Source organism: Rhizobium sp. CNPSo 3670 (assembly GCF_057784555.1).
Map to the genome: position 1 here is coordinate 1 of NZ_JBXSOL010000003.1, position 18096 is coordinate 18096.

The window sequence follows — 18096 nt, forward strand, 5'->3', positions numbered from 1 at the left end:
CGTGTCGACGGCACCGACGAGCTACAGCCTGTTCTCTGCCTCCAGCACGCCGAGCCGCACCTTCAACGATGGTCAGCAGCTCGAACTTGGCGTCAAGTTCACGTCGAACGTTGCCGGAGATGTCACCGGCATCAGGTTCTATCGCAGCGCCAATGACAACGGCCAGAATGTCGTCGACCTTTGGACCGCGACAGGCACGAAGCTTGCCACCGCCACCTTCACCACCACCACCGCGAGCGGCTGGCAGTCGGTGAACTTCACAAACCCAGTCACCATCGCCGCCAATACCACCTATGTCGCCTCCTATCACACGACAGGCGCTTACGTGGCGACCAGCAATTTCTTTACGGCCGCTGTCAGCAACGGTCCGTTGACGGCGCCGGCCAGCGGCAATGGCGTCTATGCCTATGGCGGTTCCGCCACCGCAGGTCTTTTCCCGACCAACAGCTACAATTCAACCAATTACTACGCCGACGTCGTCTTCCGGCCGCAACTGGTCGCGTGATGCAAAGGATAAGGGTAGGATCGGTTTCGAATGAGGCTGACACGACGCAAATGCGGATCGCAGAGAGGGACGCGGCCTCCGCTCCCATTCAAGCGACTGCGATGAACAAGGGCCGGCTCCCGGTGACAGTGCTCGCCGGCTTTCTCGGGGCCGGCAAGACGACGCTTCTCAGCCACTTGCTGACCAATCGTCAGGGCCTCAGGGTCGCCGTCATCGTCAACGATATGAGTGAAGTGAATATAGACGCCAGTCTCATTCGAGACGGCGGCTGCAACCTGTCGCATACGACGGAGGCATTGGTTGAACTCAGCAATGGCTGCATTTGCTGTACCCTGCGCGATGATCTCCTGACGGAAGTGCGGCGACTGGCCGAAGAGGGGCGATACGACTATCTGCTGATAGAGGGAACCGGCATTGCCGAGCCGCGCCCCATCGCTGCCACCTTTTCCTTCCGCGACGAGAATGGTGTTTCGCTCTCCGATTTTGCCAAACTTGACACGATGGTGACTGTCGTCGACGCCGCCAGCCTCTTGGCTGATTACAGCAGCGCTGATCTGCTTCGCGATCGCGGCATGCAGCGGGACGGCGAGGACCGGCGGACGCTCATCGACCTCTTGGTGGACCAGATCGAGTTTGCCGACGTCGTCGTGATCAACAAGATCTCGGACGCGACCGAGGAAATCCGCGCAGAAGTTCGCAAGACGGTGGCTGCGCTCAACCCGGATGCGCACCAGGTGGAGACGGACTTCGGCAAGGTTTCTCTTGCAACCATTCTCAGTACGGGCCTCTTCGACGAAGCAAAGGCCGCCGCTCACCCGTTATGGCACAAGGAACTGTACAGCCCGGGTGCTCATGTTCCGGAGACGGAGGAATATGGGGTATCGAGCTTTGTCTATCGCACGAGGCGTCCCTTCGACCCGACACGGTTTCGGGCATTCCTGGACGAGCCCTGGCCAGGGGTCATCCGCGCCAAAGGTCATTTCTGGCTGGCCACGCGCCCGCGTCACGTGGGTCTGATGTCGGCGGCCGGAGCGCAACGACGCTGTGAACCCATGGGGCTCTGGTGGGCGGCCGTTCCCCGGCAGGACTGGCCGAGCCACCACCAGTTTCGCCAGCATATCGAGCGCCGATGGGACAGCGCTTGGGGCGATCGTCGGCAGGAACTCGTGTTCATTGGTGTTGACATGGACGAGACAGGCGTCCGCAGCGCGTTGGACGACTGCCTGGCCAGCTCGGATCCGCGGGACTGGTCGGCTCTCGAAGATCCCTTTCCGGCCTGGTAGCGCCGGAGTTTGCCGGCTCGACCAGCCGGACCGGCAACACAAGACCGACCAGCTTCCTCTTACACAGCGTCCGCCGCTTAGCGGAAGCACCAGACGGCTCCAGAACCGGATATGCGGTGAGGATCATCATATCGGCGTATGGAGTACCACCACCATACCCAAGATTGCTGTCGTACGTTCCGCTCCGAAAGCTGGCAGGATGAAGCTATTCAATGCTGGTCGACGGGAATGGGGACGCCGCTCTTGCTGAGATTTCATGTGAGGAATCGCAAATACTTGACTGCTACCGGCGGCACGCCGTGCATCAGTCACGCAACCTCGGCCTGGGCCGCGCTGCTTGGAACTCCGACCGTCGTGTCTTCGAGCACTCAGGGTTCTTCCGACTTTGCCAATCAAGGCAGCGCAACCGTTCAATCCTCCCTCACCGGCACGGTTACATCTTCCTTGATATCATCAGGCGACATGCAGGCGTCGCCTGCATCGTCGACGCCGATGTCGGCGCCTGCCGCCGATGGCGGCGCGCAGGACACGTCCACGAAGACGGCGTCGGCTGCGACGATCTTCGACACGACCTCCTCGGCATCGCAAGACACCGTACTTGCCCCAGATCCCTACGAAGAGGCTGCTACACTGCCTGCCGCCCCCGTGCTGACGGGTATTGCCAGCGATGCCGGCACCGGAAGCGCCACGGCGACGGCGCCGGTCACTTCTTCAAGCACTCTCGACACGGCTTCGTTGCGCCTTCAGGCCTCGATAGCATCCCTGACGGTGGAGTCGAGCCAGGACGCTTCCGCCGATACGACCGCGGTCTCAGCGCTGGCCGCACCGGCGGCGGCTCCGGCTGCGGTCACGCTCAACAAGATCGCACTGGAAAACCTGAAACAGGGCAACCCGATCAGCGAGTGGGGCCTGGAGGGCGATGGCAAGGGCACCATCCAGGGCTACGCCACCGAAATCAGCACGAATATCGGCCAGACGGTCGATTTCAAGATCGCCACCGATTCCACGCATTACCGCATCGATATCTACCGGATGGGTTATTACGGCGGGGCCGGTGCGCGCAAGGTCGACTCGATCGAGCAGCAGCTGACCACGGCGCAGATCCAGCCGCATCCGATCGTCGACATGTCGCTCGGTCTCATCGACTGCGGCAACTGGTCGGTCTCGGCGAGCTGGCAGATTCCGACCGATGCCGTCTCCGGGGTCTATTTCGCCAAGCTGGTGCGTGAGGACGGCACCGAGGATGCCAGCATCATCCCCTTCGTCGTGCGCGACGACTCCTCGCACAGCAATATCGTTTTCCAGACCTCGGACACGACGTGGCAGGCCTATAATGCCTGGGGCGGCGCCAGCCTCTATTACGGCGATGTCCCCGTCGATCCCGCTGACATGATCGGCTACTTGCCGCCGAACTGCAGCTGCGGCCTGACCGCAATCGGTCGCGCCTCGGCGATCAGCTACAACAGGCCGATCATCACCAATACGAGCCCGGTCGGCGGCTCGCACGACTTCATTTTTGGCGTCGAGCATTCAGCCATCCAGTGGCTGGAGCAGAACGGTTACGACGTCTCCTATATTTCCGGTGTCGATGCGACGCGTAGCGGTAGCCTGCTGCTGAACCATGATGCCTTCCTGTCGGTCGGCCATGACGAATACTGGTCGGCCGAGCAGCGCACCAATGTGGAGGCCGCGCGCGATGCCGGCGTGAACCTCGCCTTCTGGAGCGGCAACGAAGTCTATTGGAAGGTTCGCTGGGAAAGCAGCATCGATGGCAGCGGCCAAGCCTACCGCACCATGGTCTGCTACAAGGAGACCTACGGCACGAGCACGGACCCGAGCAATATAGGCACCGGAACCTGGCGCGATCCGCGTTACGCCGATCCGGGGCAGGAGCCGGAAAATTCGCTGACGGGGACGATGTTTCAGGTGGACGGCTACCGCCAGGATACGATCTCCATCCCCTACGACTATTCGAACCTTCGTTTCTGGCGCAATACCGATGTGGCAGAGCTGCAGCCGGGCGAGACCTACAATCTGGTGCAGAACCTGCTCGGCTATGAATGGGACTCGGATGTCGAGAATGGATTCCGTCCGGCTGGACTGATCAACCTGTCGCTCTCCTCGGTCGCGGTCAACACTTATCTGCGCGATTACGGCTCGACGATCGGCGACGCGGTGGCGACCCACAGCCTGACCATGTACCGGGCGGCAAGCGGCGCACTCGTCTTCGGCGCCGGCACTGTCTTCTGGTCCTGGGGGCTGAACGATCAGCATCAGGGGCCGGCAACGTCAACCGATCGCAACGTGCAGCAGGCGATGGTCAACATGTTCGCGGACATGGGCATCCAGCCGACGACGCTCGATGCGAGCCTGATCCTCGCGACCCAATCGACCGACACGCTGAAGCCCACCTCGTCGATTACCTCGCCCATCGTCGGCGCAAGCTTCCTCGAAGGGCAGCATGTGACGATATCAGGAACGGCGCAGGATTTCGGCGGCGGCATCATTGCCGGCGTCGAGGTCTCCACCGATGGCGGTCGGCACTGGTTCAAGGCCACGGGCCGCGAGAACTGGAGCTATAACTGGGTCGTCCAGGCGAGCGGCACCTATACGATCCTGTCACGCGCCGTCGACGACAGCGTCAATCTGGAGGCGCCATCGGCCGGCAAGCAGGTCACCGTCACGCTGCCGGGCACGCAGGGCCTGTGGACGCTGGCGGAAAAGCCCGCGACCGAAGTAGCGGTCGATCGCGATTCAGTCGAGCTCGGCCTGCGCTTCCAAGCGACGACGGCAGGCTCGGTGGAGGGCATCCGCTTCTACAAGGGCTTCTATAACATCGGCGAACACGTCGTCAGCCTCTGGAGCAGCACCGGAACGCTGCTGGCGACCGGCGTAGCGACAGGGGAATCGCTCTCAGGGTGGCAGACGGTGATGTTCTCCAGCCCGATCCAGATCGAGGCCGGCACGACCTATGTGGCCTCCTATCACAGCAATGGCTACTACTCGCTCACGCAGAACTATTTCAACGAGCCCTATGCCAGCGGCCAGCTGAAGGCCGTCGATGGCGGCGGCGTCTTCGCCTACGGCACTACGCCCAGCACATTCCCCGGCCAGAACCCCGGCGGCAGCAATTACTGGGTGGACGTGGTCTTCGATGCCGGCCCCAACAGCCAGCCGGTCGCGACCGACGACAGCGGGCTGATCACCGGCCACAACGCAACGCTTGTTATCTCCATTGCCTCGCTCCTGGCAAACGATACCGATCCCAATGGCGATGCGATGACCATCACGGCCGTCGGCAATGCCGTCAAAGGCACGGTCGCTCTCAACAAGCAGGCCGGCGCCATCACCTTCACGCCGGCCAACGATTATTCAGGACCGGCGAGCTTCAGCTATACGCTGTCGGACGGGCGCGGCGGCACGGATCAAGGCAATGTCAGCCTGACCGTCCAGACGGGTTCGGCTGGCGAGACACTGTTTATGGCAAGTGAGGGACCGACCGGCGGCAGCTTCAACGATAATACGGCGTTGGAACTCGGCATGAAGTTCGTCGCTTCCTCGACCGGCACGATCTCGGGCATCCGCTATTACAAGGCTGCCGGCGATACCAGCGTGCATACCGGCTCCATTTGGAGAGCCGACGGCACGCTCGTCGCAACGGTCACCTTCACCAACGAGTCGCTCTCCGGCTGGCAGACCGCGAACTTCGCCACGCCGCTGCAGATCACCGCGGGTGCGACCTATGTCGCCTCCTACCACACGACCGGCACCTATGTGGCGACGTCGAATTATTTCAACACGGCACATACCAATGGCTCGCTGACGGCGCTTGCAGGCAGCAATGGCGTCTACTCGGTCGGATCAAGCTCGATCTTCCCGACGTCAAGCTATCAGTCAACGAATTACTGGGTTGACGTCGTCTTCAATCAATCGACGGGCAACACGGTGCCGGTCGCCGCCAATGACAACGGCTATACGGCTTATACCAATACGGCTCTGTCGATCGCCGCTGCAAATCTGCTCGCAAATGACAGCGATGCGGATGGCAACCCGCTTGTCATCACCGGCGTCAGCGGAGCGGTCAACGGTTCGGTGTCCTACGACAACCAGACGCAGACCGTCACCTTCACGCCGACGGCAGGATATACCGGGCCGGCGAGCTTCAGCTATTCCATCGCCGACGGTCAGGGCGGCACGGCATCCGCCCAGGTTGGGCTTGCCGTCAACGCCCAGGGGAGCGAGCAGAACCTCTTCAGCGCCAATGAAACGCCTGCAGTCGTCTCGGTGAACGACAATCACCCGGTCAATCTCGGCATGAAATTTCAGGCGGACACGGCCGGCTGGGTCACAGGGATCCGCTTCTATAAGGGCGCCGACAATACCGGCCCGCATGACGGTTATCTCTGGACCGCCTCGGGCACGCTGCTTGCAACCGTCACCTTCAGCAACGAAACGGCAAGCGGCTGGCAGACTGCCACGCTCACCCAGCAGGTCGCGGTCGCAGCGGATACGACCTACGTCGTTTCCTGCAGCACAAACGGCAATTACTCGGCGACGGGCAATTATTTCAGCACTGAGAAGACCAGCGGCGACCTCAGGGCGTTCAGCGGCGACAATGGCCTCTATGCCTATGGATCGAGCGGGTTGTTCCCGACCAGCAGTTACAACAGCACAAACTACTATGTGGACGTGGCGTTCAAACCGCAGCTCGCGGCGTAAAGCCCACAAGGATGCAAGCCGACCATCGAGTAAAGAGTGAGAGTATCGATGATGCGTGCAGACAACAGATTGCCGGTTACGGTTCTCGCCGGGTTTCTCGGCGCAGGGAAGACGACTGTCCTCAATCATGTCCTGAGTAATCGGGAGGGCCGTCGGGTTGCGGTCATTGTCAACGATATGAGCGAGGTTAACATTGATGCGGATCTCGTGCGCGAGGGAGGTGCAGACCTTCTGCGCACCGATGAGACGCTGGTAGAGCTCACCAATGGATGCATCTGCTGCACGCTCCGCGAAGATCTCCTCAGCGAGGTGCGGCGGCTGGCGGCCGCCGGCCGTTTCGACTATCTGCTGATCGAGGGCACGGGGATCGCCGAGCCTCTGCCGGTAGCAGCGACATTCTCCTTCCGCGACGAGAGTGGAGCTGCCCTTTGCGACGTGGCAAGGCTCGATACCATGGTCTGCGTCGTCGACGCGGTCAATCTGCTTGCCGATTACCGCAGCGACGAGTTCCTGGCCGATCGCGGCGAAAGGCGTGACGGGGACGATAAGCGCAAGCTCGTGGAACTGCTCGTCGAGCAGATCGAATTTTCTGATGTCGTCATCATCAACAAGGCGGGCGACGTGCCCAGCGCCGACCTCGCCGAAGTTCGCCGGGTCGTCGCGGCACTCAATCCGGATGCCCGCGTCATCGAGACGGTGTTCGGCCAGGTGCCGCTCGGCGCGATCCTGGATACCGGCCTTTTCAGCGAGGCGAAGGCCGCCCGCCATCCACTCTGGCACAAGGAGCTTTACGGCTGGGGCGATCATGTGCCGGAGACCGAGGAATACGGCATAACAAGCTTCGTCTATCGCAGCCGCCGGCCCTTCGATCCGGCGCGGCTGTGCCGCATGCTCAAGCAGCCATTGCCCGGCGTCATCAGGGCGAAAGGCCATTTCTGGCTGGCGACCCGGCCGGACGAGATCGGTCTGCTGTCGATTGCCGGTACGCAATGCCGCATCGATACCAGAGGGTTCTGGTGGGCCTCGGTGCCGCGGGCGCACTGGCCGCGCCATCCGCAATTCCGCCAGTTACTCGACCGGCATTGGGACGATGTCTGGGGCGACCGCCGCCAGGAGCTGGTCTTCATCGGCTCCGGCTTCGATGAGGGCGTCATTCGCGCAGCGCTCGACGATTGCTTGACCGGCGAGGAGACGGGTTTCGATCCTCAGACCGCCGTCGGTCTTCGCGATCCGTTTCCGCCATGGCGGCACGATACGCACGCATCGAACGGAAAAATGTGAAGCGGTTTTCGGATAATCCGATGCGCCGACTCAAAGGTGAACAGGTTTTGATTATCAACCAGAGGAGAGAACAATGAGCAGCGAACTTTATGCAGACGGTATCGGCGAAATCACCGTCACAGGAACGATCGTGCGCATCGACCTGATGTCGCTCTCGGCCACGGATCGGGACGCCAACAACAATCCCAAGCCGGTTTTCCGCCAGCGCATCATCATGCCTGTCGACGCCTTCGCCAATGCGGTTGATCTCATGCAGAAGGCGCTTGGCGGCTTGGTCGAGGCGGGCGCGGTCCGTCGCATCGGTGACATGTCGGCTGCAGCCGCCACCGATATCCAGTCGGTGCAGGGCGCTTCAAACGCCTCGCCGAATTTCAACTGACAACAGGGACAGCCTCGGTCTCGTAGTGTTTCGGGTGGGCCATGAGTGGTTTTCTGCATACCAACCTGCATTGTCTTGCGCTCGTCGCGCGTCACCACGGCGTCGACCTTTCTCCTGAGCGATTGCAGCACGATTATTGCGTCGGCAACGATCCGGTGGCGGTGCGGCAAATGCTCAGAATGGCCAAGGATGCCGGAATGAGGGCCAGGCATCTGGCCCTCGACTGGCGAAGCCTGTTCCAACTCGGCGACGCTTTCCCGGTGCTTGCCGAACTTTCGAACGGCAACTGGGTGGTCATCGCTGGCGCTCTCGGGGAGGGCGAGGATGAGCGGATCCGGGTTCTCGACCCGCTCGCCAAGCGCCCCGAAGTCATGCTGCTGAGCGAGGAGCAATTCGCCAAGGCCTGGCTCGGATCGGTGGTTCTGCTGAAGCGCAACTACCGCATGTCGGATGAGGACCGGCCCTTCGGCTTCCGCTGGTTTGTCCCAGAAATCATCCGGCAGCGCAGCTTCTTCCGCGATGTGGCGCTCGCAGCCTTCGTGCTCTACGGGCTGGGTCTGACGACGCCGATGTTCTTCCAGCTCGTCATCGACAAGGTGCTCGTGCACCAGAGCTATGCGACGCTGACGGTTCTGACGGTCGGCATCGCGGTGGCGCTCGTCTTCGACGCGACCTTCAGCTTCCTGCGCCGCTATCTGTTGCTCTACGCCACCAACAGGATCGACATCCGGGTGGCGACGCGCACCTTCGGCCATCTGCTCAACCTGCCGATCGCGCTTTTCGAGCAGGCATCGGCCGGCGTTCTCGTCAAACATATGCAGCAGACGGGGCGCATCCGCGAATTCCTGACCGGCAGGTTGTTCTTGACGCTGCTCGACGGCGTATCGCTCTTGGTCTTCGTGCCGATCCTGCTTCTCTACAGCGTCAAGCTGACGCTCGTGGTGCTCGGCTTCGCAGCGCTCGTCGGGCTCGTGGTGATGCTGCTCGTCGGGCCGTTCCAGCGTCGCCTACAGGCCCTCTATCAGGCCGAAGGCGACCGGCAGGCCCTGCTTGTCGAAACCGTGCATGGCATGCGTACCGTCAAGTCACTGGCGCTGGAGCCGCGACAGCGCAAGGTCTGGGACGATTATTCGGCGCAGTCGATCTCGGTGCGTTTCCGGGTCGAAAAAATCTCCACCATCGCCCAGTCGCTGACCGGGCTTCTGGAAAAGCTGATGAGCGTGGCGATCATCGGGCTCGGCGCGCTCGATGTCTTCAGCGGTTCCATGACGATCGGCGCGCTGGTCGCCTTCAACATGCTGGCCGGCCGCGTCTCGGGGCCGCTGGTGCAGATCGTCACCATGGTGCATGAATATCAGGAAGTGGCGCTTTCCGTGCGCATGCTCGGCGAGATCATGAACCAGCGGCCGGAACAGGCCGGACGCGGCCGAGGTGTGCGGCCGCATCTGCATGGCCGCATCGAATTCGACAGGGTCACCTTCCGCTATGCTCCCGATGCGGCGCCTGCGCTCGACAATGTGTCCTTCGCCATTCCGGCGGGCTGCGTCTTCGGCGTCGTCGGCAAGAGCGGCTCGGGCAAGACGACGATCACCCGACTCATCCAGGGCCTCTATCAGAGCCAGGAGGGGCTGGTGCGCATGGATGGCTACGACAGCCGCGAAATCGATCTCGTGCATCTGAGAACCAGCATCGGCGTCGTGCTGCAGGATAATTTCCTCTTCCGCGGCACGGTGCGCGACAATATCGCTGCCGCCAAACCCGATGCCAGCATCGAGGAAATCATGGAGGTCGCCCGCGTCGCCGGCGCGGAGGAATTCATCGAGCGCCTGCCGCGCGGCTTCGACACGATGCTGGAAGAAAACGCCGCCAACCTCTCCGGCGGCCAAAGACAGCGGCTTGCCATTGCGCGCGCGCTGATCACCGATCCGAAGCTCCTGATCTTCGACGAGGCGACGAGCGCGCTTGACCCAGACAGCGAGGCGATCATCCGCGAAAATCTGAGCCGGATCGCCGCCGGGCGCACCGTCGTCATCGTGTCGCACCGGCTTTCGACGCTTGTGGATGCCGATGCCATTCTCGTCATCGATCGGGGCAAGGTCGCCGATATCGGCCGGCACGACCAGCTGGTGTCGCGCTGCATGACTTATCGCCACCTGTGGGCCCAGCAAATGAGGCAGGTCGCATGAACGCGCGTGTCACAAAATCCAGCGAGAACCTGCCAATTTCATCAGACAAGCGCGCCTCGGACCATGGCTCCTCGAATAAGGGGCCAGACGGAAGGACCGGGCTGCTCGTCGCCCGCCCGCCGCTCCCGCCTGTTATCGCGGAATTTCAGTCCGATGCCGTCGAGCTCGAGGAACGTGCTCCGCCGCGCATTGCGCGCATGACGCTCTATTGCGTGACGGCGCTGATCGCTGCGACCATCATCTGGGCGTCCGTCTCTGAGATCGACGAGGTGGTGATCGCGCCCGGCAAACTCGTCACCACGCAACCGACCATCGTCGTCCAGCCGCTGGAAACCTCGATCATCCGCACGATCGATGTGAAGGCCGGCGAGGTGGTGCGTGCCGGACAAACGCTCGCAACGCTCGACGCCACTTTCAGCCAGGCCGATGTCGACCAGCAGCAGGCGAAGTTCTCGGCACTCGACGCCCAAGTGAAGCGCATCGAGGCGGAACTTGCCGGCGATGACTACACAATGATGGCCGGATCGACGCCCGACGAGATGCTGCAGTTGCAGCTCTTCGGCCAGCGGCGGGCCTTCTACACGGCGCAGCTGCAGAATTTCGAGCAGCAGATCGCCGGCCAGTCGGCAGCGCTTGCCGCGGCCAAGAACCAGGAAGCCGTGCTCATCGACCGACGCGACACGCTCTCGCAGATCGAAGGCGCGCGCGAGCGGCTCTTTAACACGCAGAGCGGCTCGCTGATCACCATGCTCGGCTCGCGCGACGCCCGCCTCGACGTCGAGTCCGATCTGACGGCCGTGCGCGGCAAGGCCGACGAAGCCGCGCATACCTTTGCCAAGCTGAAAGCCGACCGGCAGGCCTTTATCGAGGATTTCCGCCGCGCCGCGATGGAACAACTGGTCGAGCTGCGCGGCCAGCGCGACATGGCGGATGAAGAGCTGAAGAAGATGGAGCTGCGTCGCAACATGGTGTCGCTGACAGCACCTGCCGACGCCGTCGTGCTCGACCTCGCCCAGCGCTCCATCGGCTCCGTGGTACGCGAAGCCGAACCGATCGTCACACTGGTGCCGATCAACGTGCCGCTCGAAGCCGAAGTCTCGATCAACACCCGCGACATCGGCCGCATCGCGGTGGGTAAGGAGGCCCGCATCAAGCTGGACGCCTATCCATTCCAGAAATACGGCACCGCGTCGGGCGAGGTTCGCACCATCAGCCAGGACACGTTCATGACCGGCCAGCAGCAGGAACAGACCGCCACCCCGGGCCAGCCGGCCGCGCCGTTCTTCAAGGCTCGCATCCTGCTCGCCGATACGAGGCTGAACGTCTCGGACGTGCCGGTCAGGCTGCTGCCGGGCATGACCGTCTCCACAGAGATCAAGGTGGGCAACAGAACGGTGATCTCCTATTTCCTCTATCCGCTGCTGCGCGGCCTGGATGATGCCATCCGGGAACCGAACTGAGGGGGCCGCAGACGAAGTGTGGGCGAGGGGCGTCCTACACACGCCGGGGATGGAGGTGGCGCCAGGCCTCTAGGCAGCCGCCCCCAAAAGCGTCTGTGTATCAGCGGAAGCCGCATCCGTTTGCAGATAATCAGCCTACCGGCAAGTGGCCAGAAAAGCGCGAATTGCTGCAGAGATATTGCCGAGATGGAGGAGGGGCGCATGTCCTTGCCCTCCGGCGGTATGAAGGACCAATCCGGGATGCAGTCGAGCCATTTCGTTCACTGTTTCCTGCGACAGCAGCGGTGAATTTTCACCGCGGATCAACATCAGCGGAAAGCGGCTCAGGCTTTCGAATTGTGCCCAGAGATCGGGCAGCGGCTGGCTGAAATCGATCGATCTCAGTGCCTCGGCGATCGCCGGATCGAAGTCGGCGACCGGCCTTCCGCCGACGTCGCGATATAGCGCAAGCGCCATTTCGCGCCAGTCCTCGCCCGTAAGCGCAGGAAACGAGGCGCCATGATTCACCTGCAATATATCGGCCGCCTCTTTCCAGTCGGCCGGCTTCCTGCCGTTGAGGTAGTCGCGAATGAGCGCCAGCCCTCCTGCCTCGATCGCCGGTCCGATATCGTTCAGGACCACGGCTTCGAGAAGATCCGGCCGTGCCGCCGCGATCAAGTGCAGGATCAGGCCGCCGCGCGACGTGCCGATGAAAACCGCCCGCTCGATGCCGAATGCCGTGCAGGCGGCAATGATGTCGCCGGTCTCGACAGCGAGATTGTAATTGGCCTTGTTCTCATCCCATGCGGAATTTCCGCGCCCGCGCGAATCGAGGGCGATCACTCTACGCGGGCCAGTTCTGTCGCGGCTGAGAAGCAGCGCAAGCGGATGAAAGTCCCGGGCATTGCGGCTCAGGCCGGGCAGGCAGACCACCGGCAGCCTTTCGGCGGCTGCGGCCCCGTCGGGCCGGTAGTCGCGGGCATAAAGCGTCAGCCCATCGGAAGAATGGTAAAATCGTTCCTGGAAACCGCCTGCATCCACGTCCGGCATCGCATTCCTCGAGACCTGTCTGATCTGGAAGGTGTAGAGCATGTCTCGCAAAAGTGTGCAGCGGTTTTGCGATAAAGACATGCGGAAAAACAAAGACCAGCCTGCTTTTCAAGCCGCGCCAAACGACTTCAGGAGGCGCCGCGTCCGCCGATCAGGTCGCGCTCGATATCCGTCGGCTGGCCGAGGCGGGCCTTGTAGACTTCATAATTCTCCATCACCCGCTGTACGTAATTGCGCGTCTCGGGGAAGGGGATGCGTTCGATCCAGTCGATGATTTCGTCGATCGGCCTGCCGCGTGGGTCGCCGTAGCGTCCGATCCATTCCGGCACGCGCTTCGGCCCGGCATTATAGGCGACGAAGGTGAGGATATAGGAGCCACCGAAGGCTTCGATCTGCTCGCCGAGATAATGCGCACCGAGGGTCGCATTGTAGCCCGCATCGGCCGTCAGCTTGTCCTTCGAAAAGGTGATGTTGTGGCGTTTGGCCACCGCCTGAGCTGTGCCGGGCAGAAGCTGCAGCAGGCCGCGTGCATTCGCTGCCGAAACGGCAGCCGGATTGAAAGCGCTTTCCTGCCGGGCAATGGCATAGGCGAGCGCCTTGCCGGAGCCGGAGATATTGGCATTCGGCGGGATTACGCCGACGGGAAAGGCGAGCGCGGCGACATCGATGCCTCGGCCATAGGCGATTTTGCCGACCTGCAGTGACAGATGATGATTGCCTGATTGCTCGGCCTGCGCCGCAAGGATCGCCAGTTCACCGGGACTTTGCAGCTGATCGGCGAGTGCGAGATAGAGGATGTCGGCCCGCCAACCGTGGCCGGCTGCCTCAAGCCGGGCGATTGCCTGCACGGCCTCGCGCGCCTGGAAACGCTGGCGGTCGGCTGCGCTCGGCGTGGGATAGCTGACGTTGAGCGTCTTGCGTCCAAGCCTTTCGGCAGCGAGCTGTCCATAGAAGGTGCCGGGAAAATTCGCGGCCTTGCCGTAGAATTCGCCGGAACTGCCAGGGCCGCCGGCCTCGGCTGCTCGCCCGAGCCAGTACCAGGCGCGCGACACCGAGATGGGACCGTTCGAAGTCGCCAGAATCTTGCGGAAATGCTTTTCCGCCGTTGTCGGGTCCTGCAGCCCGCGCAGCGCATACCATCCGGCATGGAATTCGGCCTCGACCATATCAGTCGGGCTGGTTGCCGCGGAGCTTGCGACGATGCGATAGGCCGGTCTGAATTGTCCCTGGTCGACGAGGCCGCGGCTGACGATCCGCTGCTCGTTCCACCATTCTCCGGAATTGACGAGTTCGCCCGGCTCGCGCGGCATCTTTTCCAGAAGCGCCGCCGCTTCGGCATATTTGTCCTGCCTGCGCAGATATTCGATGCGCGCGAACAGCAGGCCGGCATCGCCACGCCATTTCGCCTCGACGCTATTGAGCAGCGCGTCGGCATTGGCAGCTTTGGCGTCGACGGCGGCCCAGGCCTTGTAGAGGGACTGCGCCTCGCCCATGTCGCCGAAGCGCTTGGCCTGCGCCACCCGGCCACGATACATCAGATAGTCCATCCGCGCCTTGTGGTCGGCTGGCGTCAGCAGGGCGGAAAACTCGAGGAGGATCTTGTCTTCGCTCGCCTTGTCGAGCGCCTCGGTGCGCCAGACCTTGCGGATATATTTTGCTGCCTGCGCCTGCTTGCCTGTCGCAATCAGCGCCCGCCCGAGAATGATGGCGCCCTGCATCGTCTCCGGCGCGGTATCGCCGAAGGCGGCGAGCACGGCTGACGGGGCGGGGTTTTCGTCGTAGAGCGCCCGTTCGGAATAGGCGCGCAGCCTGGAAAGGCCAGGCCATCCCTTGAGCTCCTGCGCAGCACTGGCGATTTGATAGGAGGGAACACCCTTCAAGCCGGAGACGGCGATCGCCCAGGTGAGGATATGGCGATCGAGCGTATCCTCGCGCATGCTGTCGCGGATTGACAGAGCCAGTTGCGGGTTCCTGGCAGAAAGCGCGTCGAGTCCGGCTTTCAGATCATTGGCGACCGGCGCGACGGCCTGATTGCGCGGGATGGCGCCGGTTGTCAGCGCTTCCGGTATGGAGGTCTCTGGGACGAAGCCGATCGGCTTGACTTCAGGCGTCGGAATGCTTTCGCCGGGAAGCGGGGACGCAACGCTGCCCCACGCGGCGGCAACGAAGCCGAAGGCGGTCAGAATCAGGACAGCTTTCTTCATCCGGGATCTCGCAACGGAAAACACGCCCTGTTCATTTGGCTGGAGGCTTCTTAACGAAACCTTACCGTACCAGGTAAAATTCATTCACATCTGCTATCGGAATTTGCCCTAAACCGAACTCTCCGCGCTTGTCGCGATGATTTCAGCGCTTTATGGTGCGCAAAATATTCATGGAATGCGGCCGAAGCAAGGATTTGGTCGTGAGGAGCTTTGCATGTTCAATGGGTCCATTCCCGCCCTCGTCACCCCCTTCACCGATGCCGGACTGATCGACGAAGCGAGCTTCGCTGCCCATGTCGACTGGCAGATCAAGGAAGGCAGCAGCGGTCTCGTTCCGGTGGGAACGACCGGCGAATCGCCGACGCTGTCGCATGCCGAGCACAAGCAGGTCGTGGAACTCTGCATCGAAGTGGCGGCAAAACGCGTTCCGGTCATGGCCGGCGCCGGTTCGAACAATACGCGTGAGGCGGTCGAACTCGCCCAGCACGCCGAGAAGGTCGGCGCCGACGCCGTGCTCGTCGTCACGCCCTATTACAATAAGCCGACGCAGAAGGGGCTGATTGCGCATTTTTCTGCGATTGCCGAGGCCGTTGCCCTGCCGATCTATATCTACAATATTCCGGGCCGTTCGGTGATCGATATGACGCCCGAAACGATGGGTGCTCTTGTCAAGGCACATAGCAATATCGTCGGCGTCAAGGACGCGACGGGCAAGATCGAGCGTGTTTCCGAGCAGCGCATCACCTGCGGCAAGGATTTCAGGCAATTGTCCGGCGAGGACGCGACAGCCCTCGGTTTCAACGCCCATGGCGGCGTCGGCTGCATCTCGGTGACGGCCAATGTCGCCCCGCGCCTCTGCGCCGATTTTCAGGCCGCGACGTTGGCCGGTGAATACGCCCGCGCGCTCGAATATCAGGACCGCCTGATGCCGCTGCACAAGGCAATTTTCCTTGAGCCGGGTCTCTGCGGCGCCAAATACGGTCTCTCCAAGCTCGGCCGCATGAGCCGTAACGTCCGCTCGCCGCTGCTTTCGACGCTGGAGCCGGCAACCGAAGCAGCGATCGATGCCGCCATGCGTCATGCAGGATTGCTGAACTGAGGAGACTGGCCGCCTTCACAAGGCCGGCTCGTTCCCTTACATAAGGGTAAGCAATGAGGGCGCGGTTTTTCGCGCCCCGAAGGGAATATCGTCATGGCCCCCAAAGGCAGCCAGCGCGTGGTGAACAAGGTCGTGGCCGAAAACCGCAAGGCCCGTTTCAACTACGAGATCATCGATACTTATGAGGCTGGTCTGGTGCTGAAGGGCACGGAGGTCAAGTCGTTGCGCGAAGGCAAGGCCAATATCGCCGAATCCTACGCATCGGATGAGGACGGCGAGATCTGGCTAATCAATTCCTACCTGCCGGAATATCTGCAGGCGAACCGTTTCAATCACGAGCCGCGCCGGCGCCGCAAGCTGCTGCTGTCGGGCCGTGAAATCCATCGCCTGCGCTCCGCCGTCAACCGCGAAGGCATGACGCTGGTCCCGCTGAAGATCTATTTCAATGATCGGGGTCGGGCGAAGATGGAGCTGGCGCTCGCCAAGGGCAAAAAATTGCACGATAAGCGCGAATCCGAGAAGGAGCGCGACTGGAACCGGCAGAAGAGCCGCTTATTGAAGGATAACGGCTAACCCATCACGCCGCAGCCGATCGGCTCGCGACGCTTCGATTAGTCCCCGAAATCGCTAGCTGGGGCGACTTCGACCGGGCGCGGCGCCCGTTCCGCGGGATCGCGACCGATCTCAGCCTTCAGCGACAAGAGATCAATGAAATGGTCGGCCTGCCGGCGCAGGTCGTCGGCGATCATCGGCGGCTGCGTCGCCATGGTCGAGATTACCGAGACTTTGCGACCTCTGCGTTGCAGCGCTTCGACGAGATTCGTGAAGTCGCCGTCGCCGGAGAAGATGACGAGATGGTCGACGGTTTCCGATTGCTCCATGGCGTCGATCGCCAGCTCGATGTCCATGTTGCCCTTGATCTTCCGCCGGCCCATGGAGTCGGTGAATTCCTTGGCGGGCTTGGTGACGACTTTGTAGCCGTTATAGTCGAGCCAGTCGATCAGAGGACGGATCGATGAATATTCCTGGTCCTCGATCAACGCCGTATAATAGTAGGCGCGCAGGAGATAGCCGCGTTTCTGGAATGCCTTCAAGAGCTTGCGGTAATCTATGTCGAAACCGAGGCTCTTGGATGCAGCGTAGAGGTTGGCGCCGTCAATGAAGAGTGCAATTTTTTCGCGTGGGTCAAACATCGCTTACCAATTCCAATGAGAGAAATCGAAATTCGCAGGGCATCAAATTGCAATAAATACAAGGGCTTATTGTGATCCTTGATCTGATGCTTACTTTACCATCTATTCATATAAGAGAGATTTAGGGCACGATTCCGCATATTCCAAGCAACCTTCGGTAGAATTGTCACATTTCCATGGAAATTTAGCTCGGCACCGGATAAAGACGAGGGGAGCCGGAACGAAAAACTTGTATTTGCCCGGTTTTAATTGTATCGGGCGTGCTAATCCCGAAATGACGACCGTAAAGGACAGGCAATGGCCCGTGTCACAGTTGAAGATTGCATCGACAAGGTGGAGAACCGCTTCGAGCTGGTTCTGCTCGCCAGCCACCGCGCCCGGCTGATTTCCCAGGGTGCCTCGATCACCATCGATCGCGACAACGACAAGAATCCTGTCGTGGCGCTGCGCGAAATCGCCGACGAGACGCTTTCCCCCGATGATCTCAAGGAAGATCTGATCCATTCGCTGCAGAAGCATGTCGAAGTCGACGAGCCCGAGCCCGATCCGGCCAGCATGATCGCCGCCGGCGGCGCTGCTGCCGCCGATAGCGAGGAGCAGGATGACCTGCCGGAGACGATCACTTTCGACCAGATGTCGGAAGAAGAGCTGCTTGCCGGTATCGAGGGCCTCGTGCCGCCGGAAAAGAGCGACGATTATTAAGCGTCTCGACCGGATCTGAACCGGAAAAGAGCGACGATTACCAATCGTCAATCTTG

At 61.6% G+C, this 18096-nt stretch carries 13 protein-coding genes; 10 read left to right on the forward strand and 3 right to left on the reverse strand.

Features of this window, described 5'->3' with window-relative positions:
• The 7 genes from AC13QO_RS03205 to AC13QO_RS03235 all read left to right on the forward strand — a co-directional run.
• Window positions 1-505: DUF4082 domain-containing protein (locus AC13QO_RS03205; RefSeq protein WP_488539902.1), on the forward strand; the 505-nt coding region annotated here is incomplete at its 5' end.
• Window positions 506-606: 101 nt separating this feature from the next.
• Window positions 607-1788: a GTP-binding protein gene (locus AC13QO_RS03210; protein WP_488539903.1), complete on the forward strand. Its 1182-nt coding sequence runs from the start codon at window positions 607-609 to the stop codon at window positions 1786-1788.
• A 228-nt stretch (window positions 1789-2016) separates the two neighbouring features.
• A complete protein-coding gene (locus AC13QO_RS03215; RefSeq protein WP_488539904.1) occupies window positions 2017-6507 on the forward strand; it encodes a DUF4082 domain-containing protein in 4491 nt (1496 codons plus the stop codon).
• A 48-nt stretch (window positions 6508-6555) separates the two neighbouring features.
• On the forward strand, window positions 6556-7788 hold the full coding sequence (locus AC13QO_RS03220) for a GTP-binding protein (protein WP_488539905.1): 1233 nt from the start codon (window positions 6556-6558) through the stop codon (window positions 7786-7788).
• Window positions 7789-7861: 73 nt separating this feature from the next.
• The gene (locus AC13QO_RS03225) at window positions 7862-8167 is read left to right on the forward strand and encodes a hypothetical protein (RefSeq protein ID WP_183699664.1); all 306 of its coding nucleotides are present in this window, start codon (window positions 7862-7864) and stop codon (window positions 8165-8167) included.
• A gap of 41 nt (window positions 8168-8208) precedes the next feature.
• Entirely contained in the window at window positions 8209-10353 is a 2145-nt protein-coding gene (locus AC13QO_RS03230) for a peptidase domain-containing ABC transporter (protein ID WP_488539906.1), read from the forward strand.
• Complete coding sequence (locus AC13QO_RS03235; RefSeq protein ID WP_285192716.1) at window positions 10350-11813, forward strand: HlyD family type I secretion periplasmic adaptor subunit; 1464 nt, start codon at window positions 10350-10352, stop codon at window positions 11811-11813. Before AC13QO_RS03230 ends, AC13QO_RS03235 begins: the two co-directional genes overlap by 4 nt.
• Before the next feature lie 135 nt (window positions 11814-11948).
• On the opposite strand, the gene AC13QO_RS03240 is transcribed toward AC13QO_RS03235, so the two are convergent.
• Window positions 11949-12842 carry an alpha/beta fold hydrolase gene (locus AC13QO_RS03240; RefSeq protein WP_488539907.1) on the reverse strand — a complete coding sequence of 298 codons (894 nt, stop codon included), beginning with the start codon at window positions 12840-12842 and terminating at the stop codon, window positions 11949-11951.
• 128 nt (window positions 12843-12970) lie between these two features.
• Window positions 12971-15046, reverse strand: coding sequence for a lytic transglycosylase domain-containing protein (locus AC13QO_RS03245; protein WP_488539908.1), 2076 nt, complete (start codon window positions 15044-15046; stop codon window positions 12971-12973).
• 214 nt (window positions 15047-15260) lie between these two features.
• Between AC13QO_RS03245 and dapA the strand changes: the two genes are divergently transcribed.
• Both dapA and smpB read left to right on the forward strand, forming a co-directional pair.
• The gene (gene dapA, locus AC13QO_RS03250) at window positions 15261-16145 is read left to right on the forward strand and encodes a 4-hydroxy-tetrahydrodipicolinate synthase (protein ID WP_085777587.1); all 885 of its coding nucleotides are present in this window, start codon (window positions 15261-15263) and stop codon (window positions 16143-16145) included.
• A gap of 93 nt (window positions 16146-16238) precedes the next feature.
• Window positions 16239-16718, forward strand: a complete 480-nt coding sequence (smpB, locus tag AC13QO_RS03255) for an SsrA-binding protein SmpB (RefSeq protein ID WP_004675044.1) — start codon at window positions 16239-16241, stop codon at window positions 16716-16718.
• Window positions 16719-16756: 38 nt separating this feature from the next.
• Here the strand turns inward: smpB and AC13QO_RS03260 are convergent, their stop codons facing one another.
• A complete protein-coding gene (locus AC13QO_RS03260) occupies window positions 16757-17338 on the reverse strand; it encodes a LabA-like NYN domain-containing protein (protein ID WP_085777588.1) in 582 nt (193 codons plus the stop codon).
• 297 nt (window positions 17339-17635) lie between these two features.
• Here AC13QO_RS03260 and rpoZ point away from each other — a divergent pair, with 297 nt between their 5' ends.
• Window positions 17636-18040 (forward strand): DNA-directed RNA polymerase subunit omega, encoded by a 405-nt coding sequence (gene rpoZ / locus AC13QO_RS03265; RefSeq protein ID WP_011424719.1) that lies wholly within the window; start codon window positions 17636-17638, stop codon window positions 18038-18040.
• Window positions 18041-18096 lie beyond the last annotated feature (56 nt).

Excerpts from the sequence above, each read along its gene's own strand:
- AC13QO_RS03210 (WP_488539903.1), top strand. The coding sequence starts at position 607 with ATGAACAAGGGCCGGCTCCCGGTGACAGTGCTCGCCGGCTTTCTCGGG.
- AC13QO_RS03215 (WP_488539904.1), top strand. The coding sequence starts at position 2,017 with ATGGGGACGCCGCTCTTGCTGAGATTTCATGTGAGGAATCGCAAATAC.
- AC13QO_RS03220 (WP_488539905.1), top strand. The coding sequence starts at position 6,556 with ATGATGCGTGCAGACAACAGATTGCCGGTTACGGTTCTCGCCGGGTTT.
- AC13QO_RS03225 (WP_183699664.1), top strand. The coding sequence starts at position 7,862 with ATGAGCAGCGAACTTTATGCAGACGGTATCGGCGAAATCACCGTCACA.
- AC13QO_RS03230 (WP_488539906.1), top strand. The coding sequence starts at position 8,209 with ATGAGTGGTTTTCTGCATACCAACCTGCATTGTCTTGCGCTCGTCGCG.
- AC13QO_RS03235 (WP_285192716.1), top strand. The coding sequence starts at position 10,350 with ATGAACGCGCGTGTCACAAAATCCAGCGAGAACCTGCCAATTTCATCA.
- AC13QO_RS03240 (WP_488539907.1), bottom strand. The coding sequence starts at position 12,842 with ATGCCGGACGTGGATGCAGGCGGTTTCCAGGAACGATTTTACCATTCT.
- AC13QO_RS03245 (WP_488539908.1), bottom strand. The coding sequence starts at position 15,046 with ATGAAGAAAGCTGTCCTGATTCTGACCGCCTTCGGCTTCGTTGCCGCC.
- dapA (WP_085777587.1), top strand. The coding sequence starts at position 15,261 with ATGTTCAATGGGTCCATTCCCGCCCTCGTCACCCCCTTCACCGATGCC.
- smpB (WP_004675044.1), top strand. The coding sequence starts at position 16,239 with ATGGCCCCCAAAGGCAGCCAGCGCGTGGTGAACAAGGTCGTGGCCGAA.
- AC13QO_RS03260 (WP_085777588.1), bottom strand. The coding sequence starts at position 17,338 with ATGTTTGACCCACGCGAAAAAATTGCACTCTTCATTGACGGCGCCAAC.
- rpoZ (WP_011424719.1), top strand. The coding sequence starts at position 17,636 with ATGGCCCGTGTCACAGTTGAAGATTGCATCGACAAGGTGGAGAACCGC.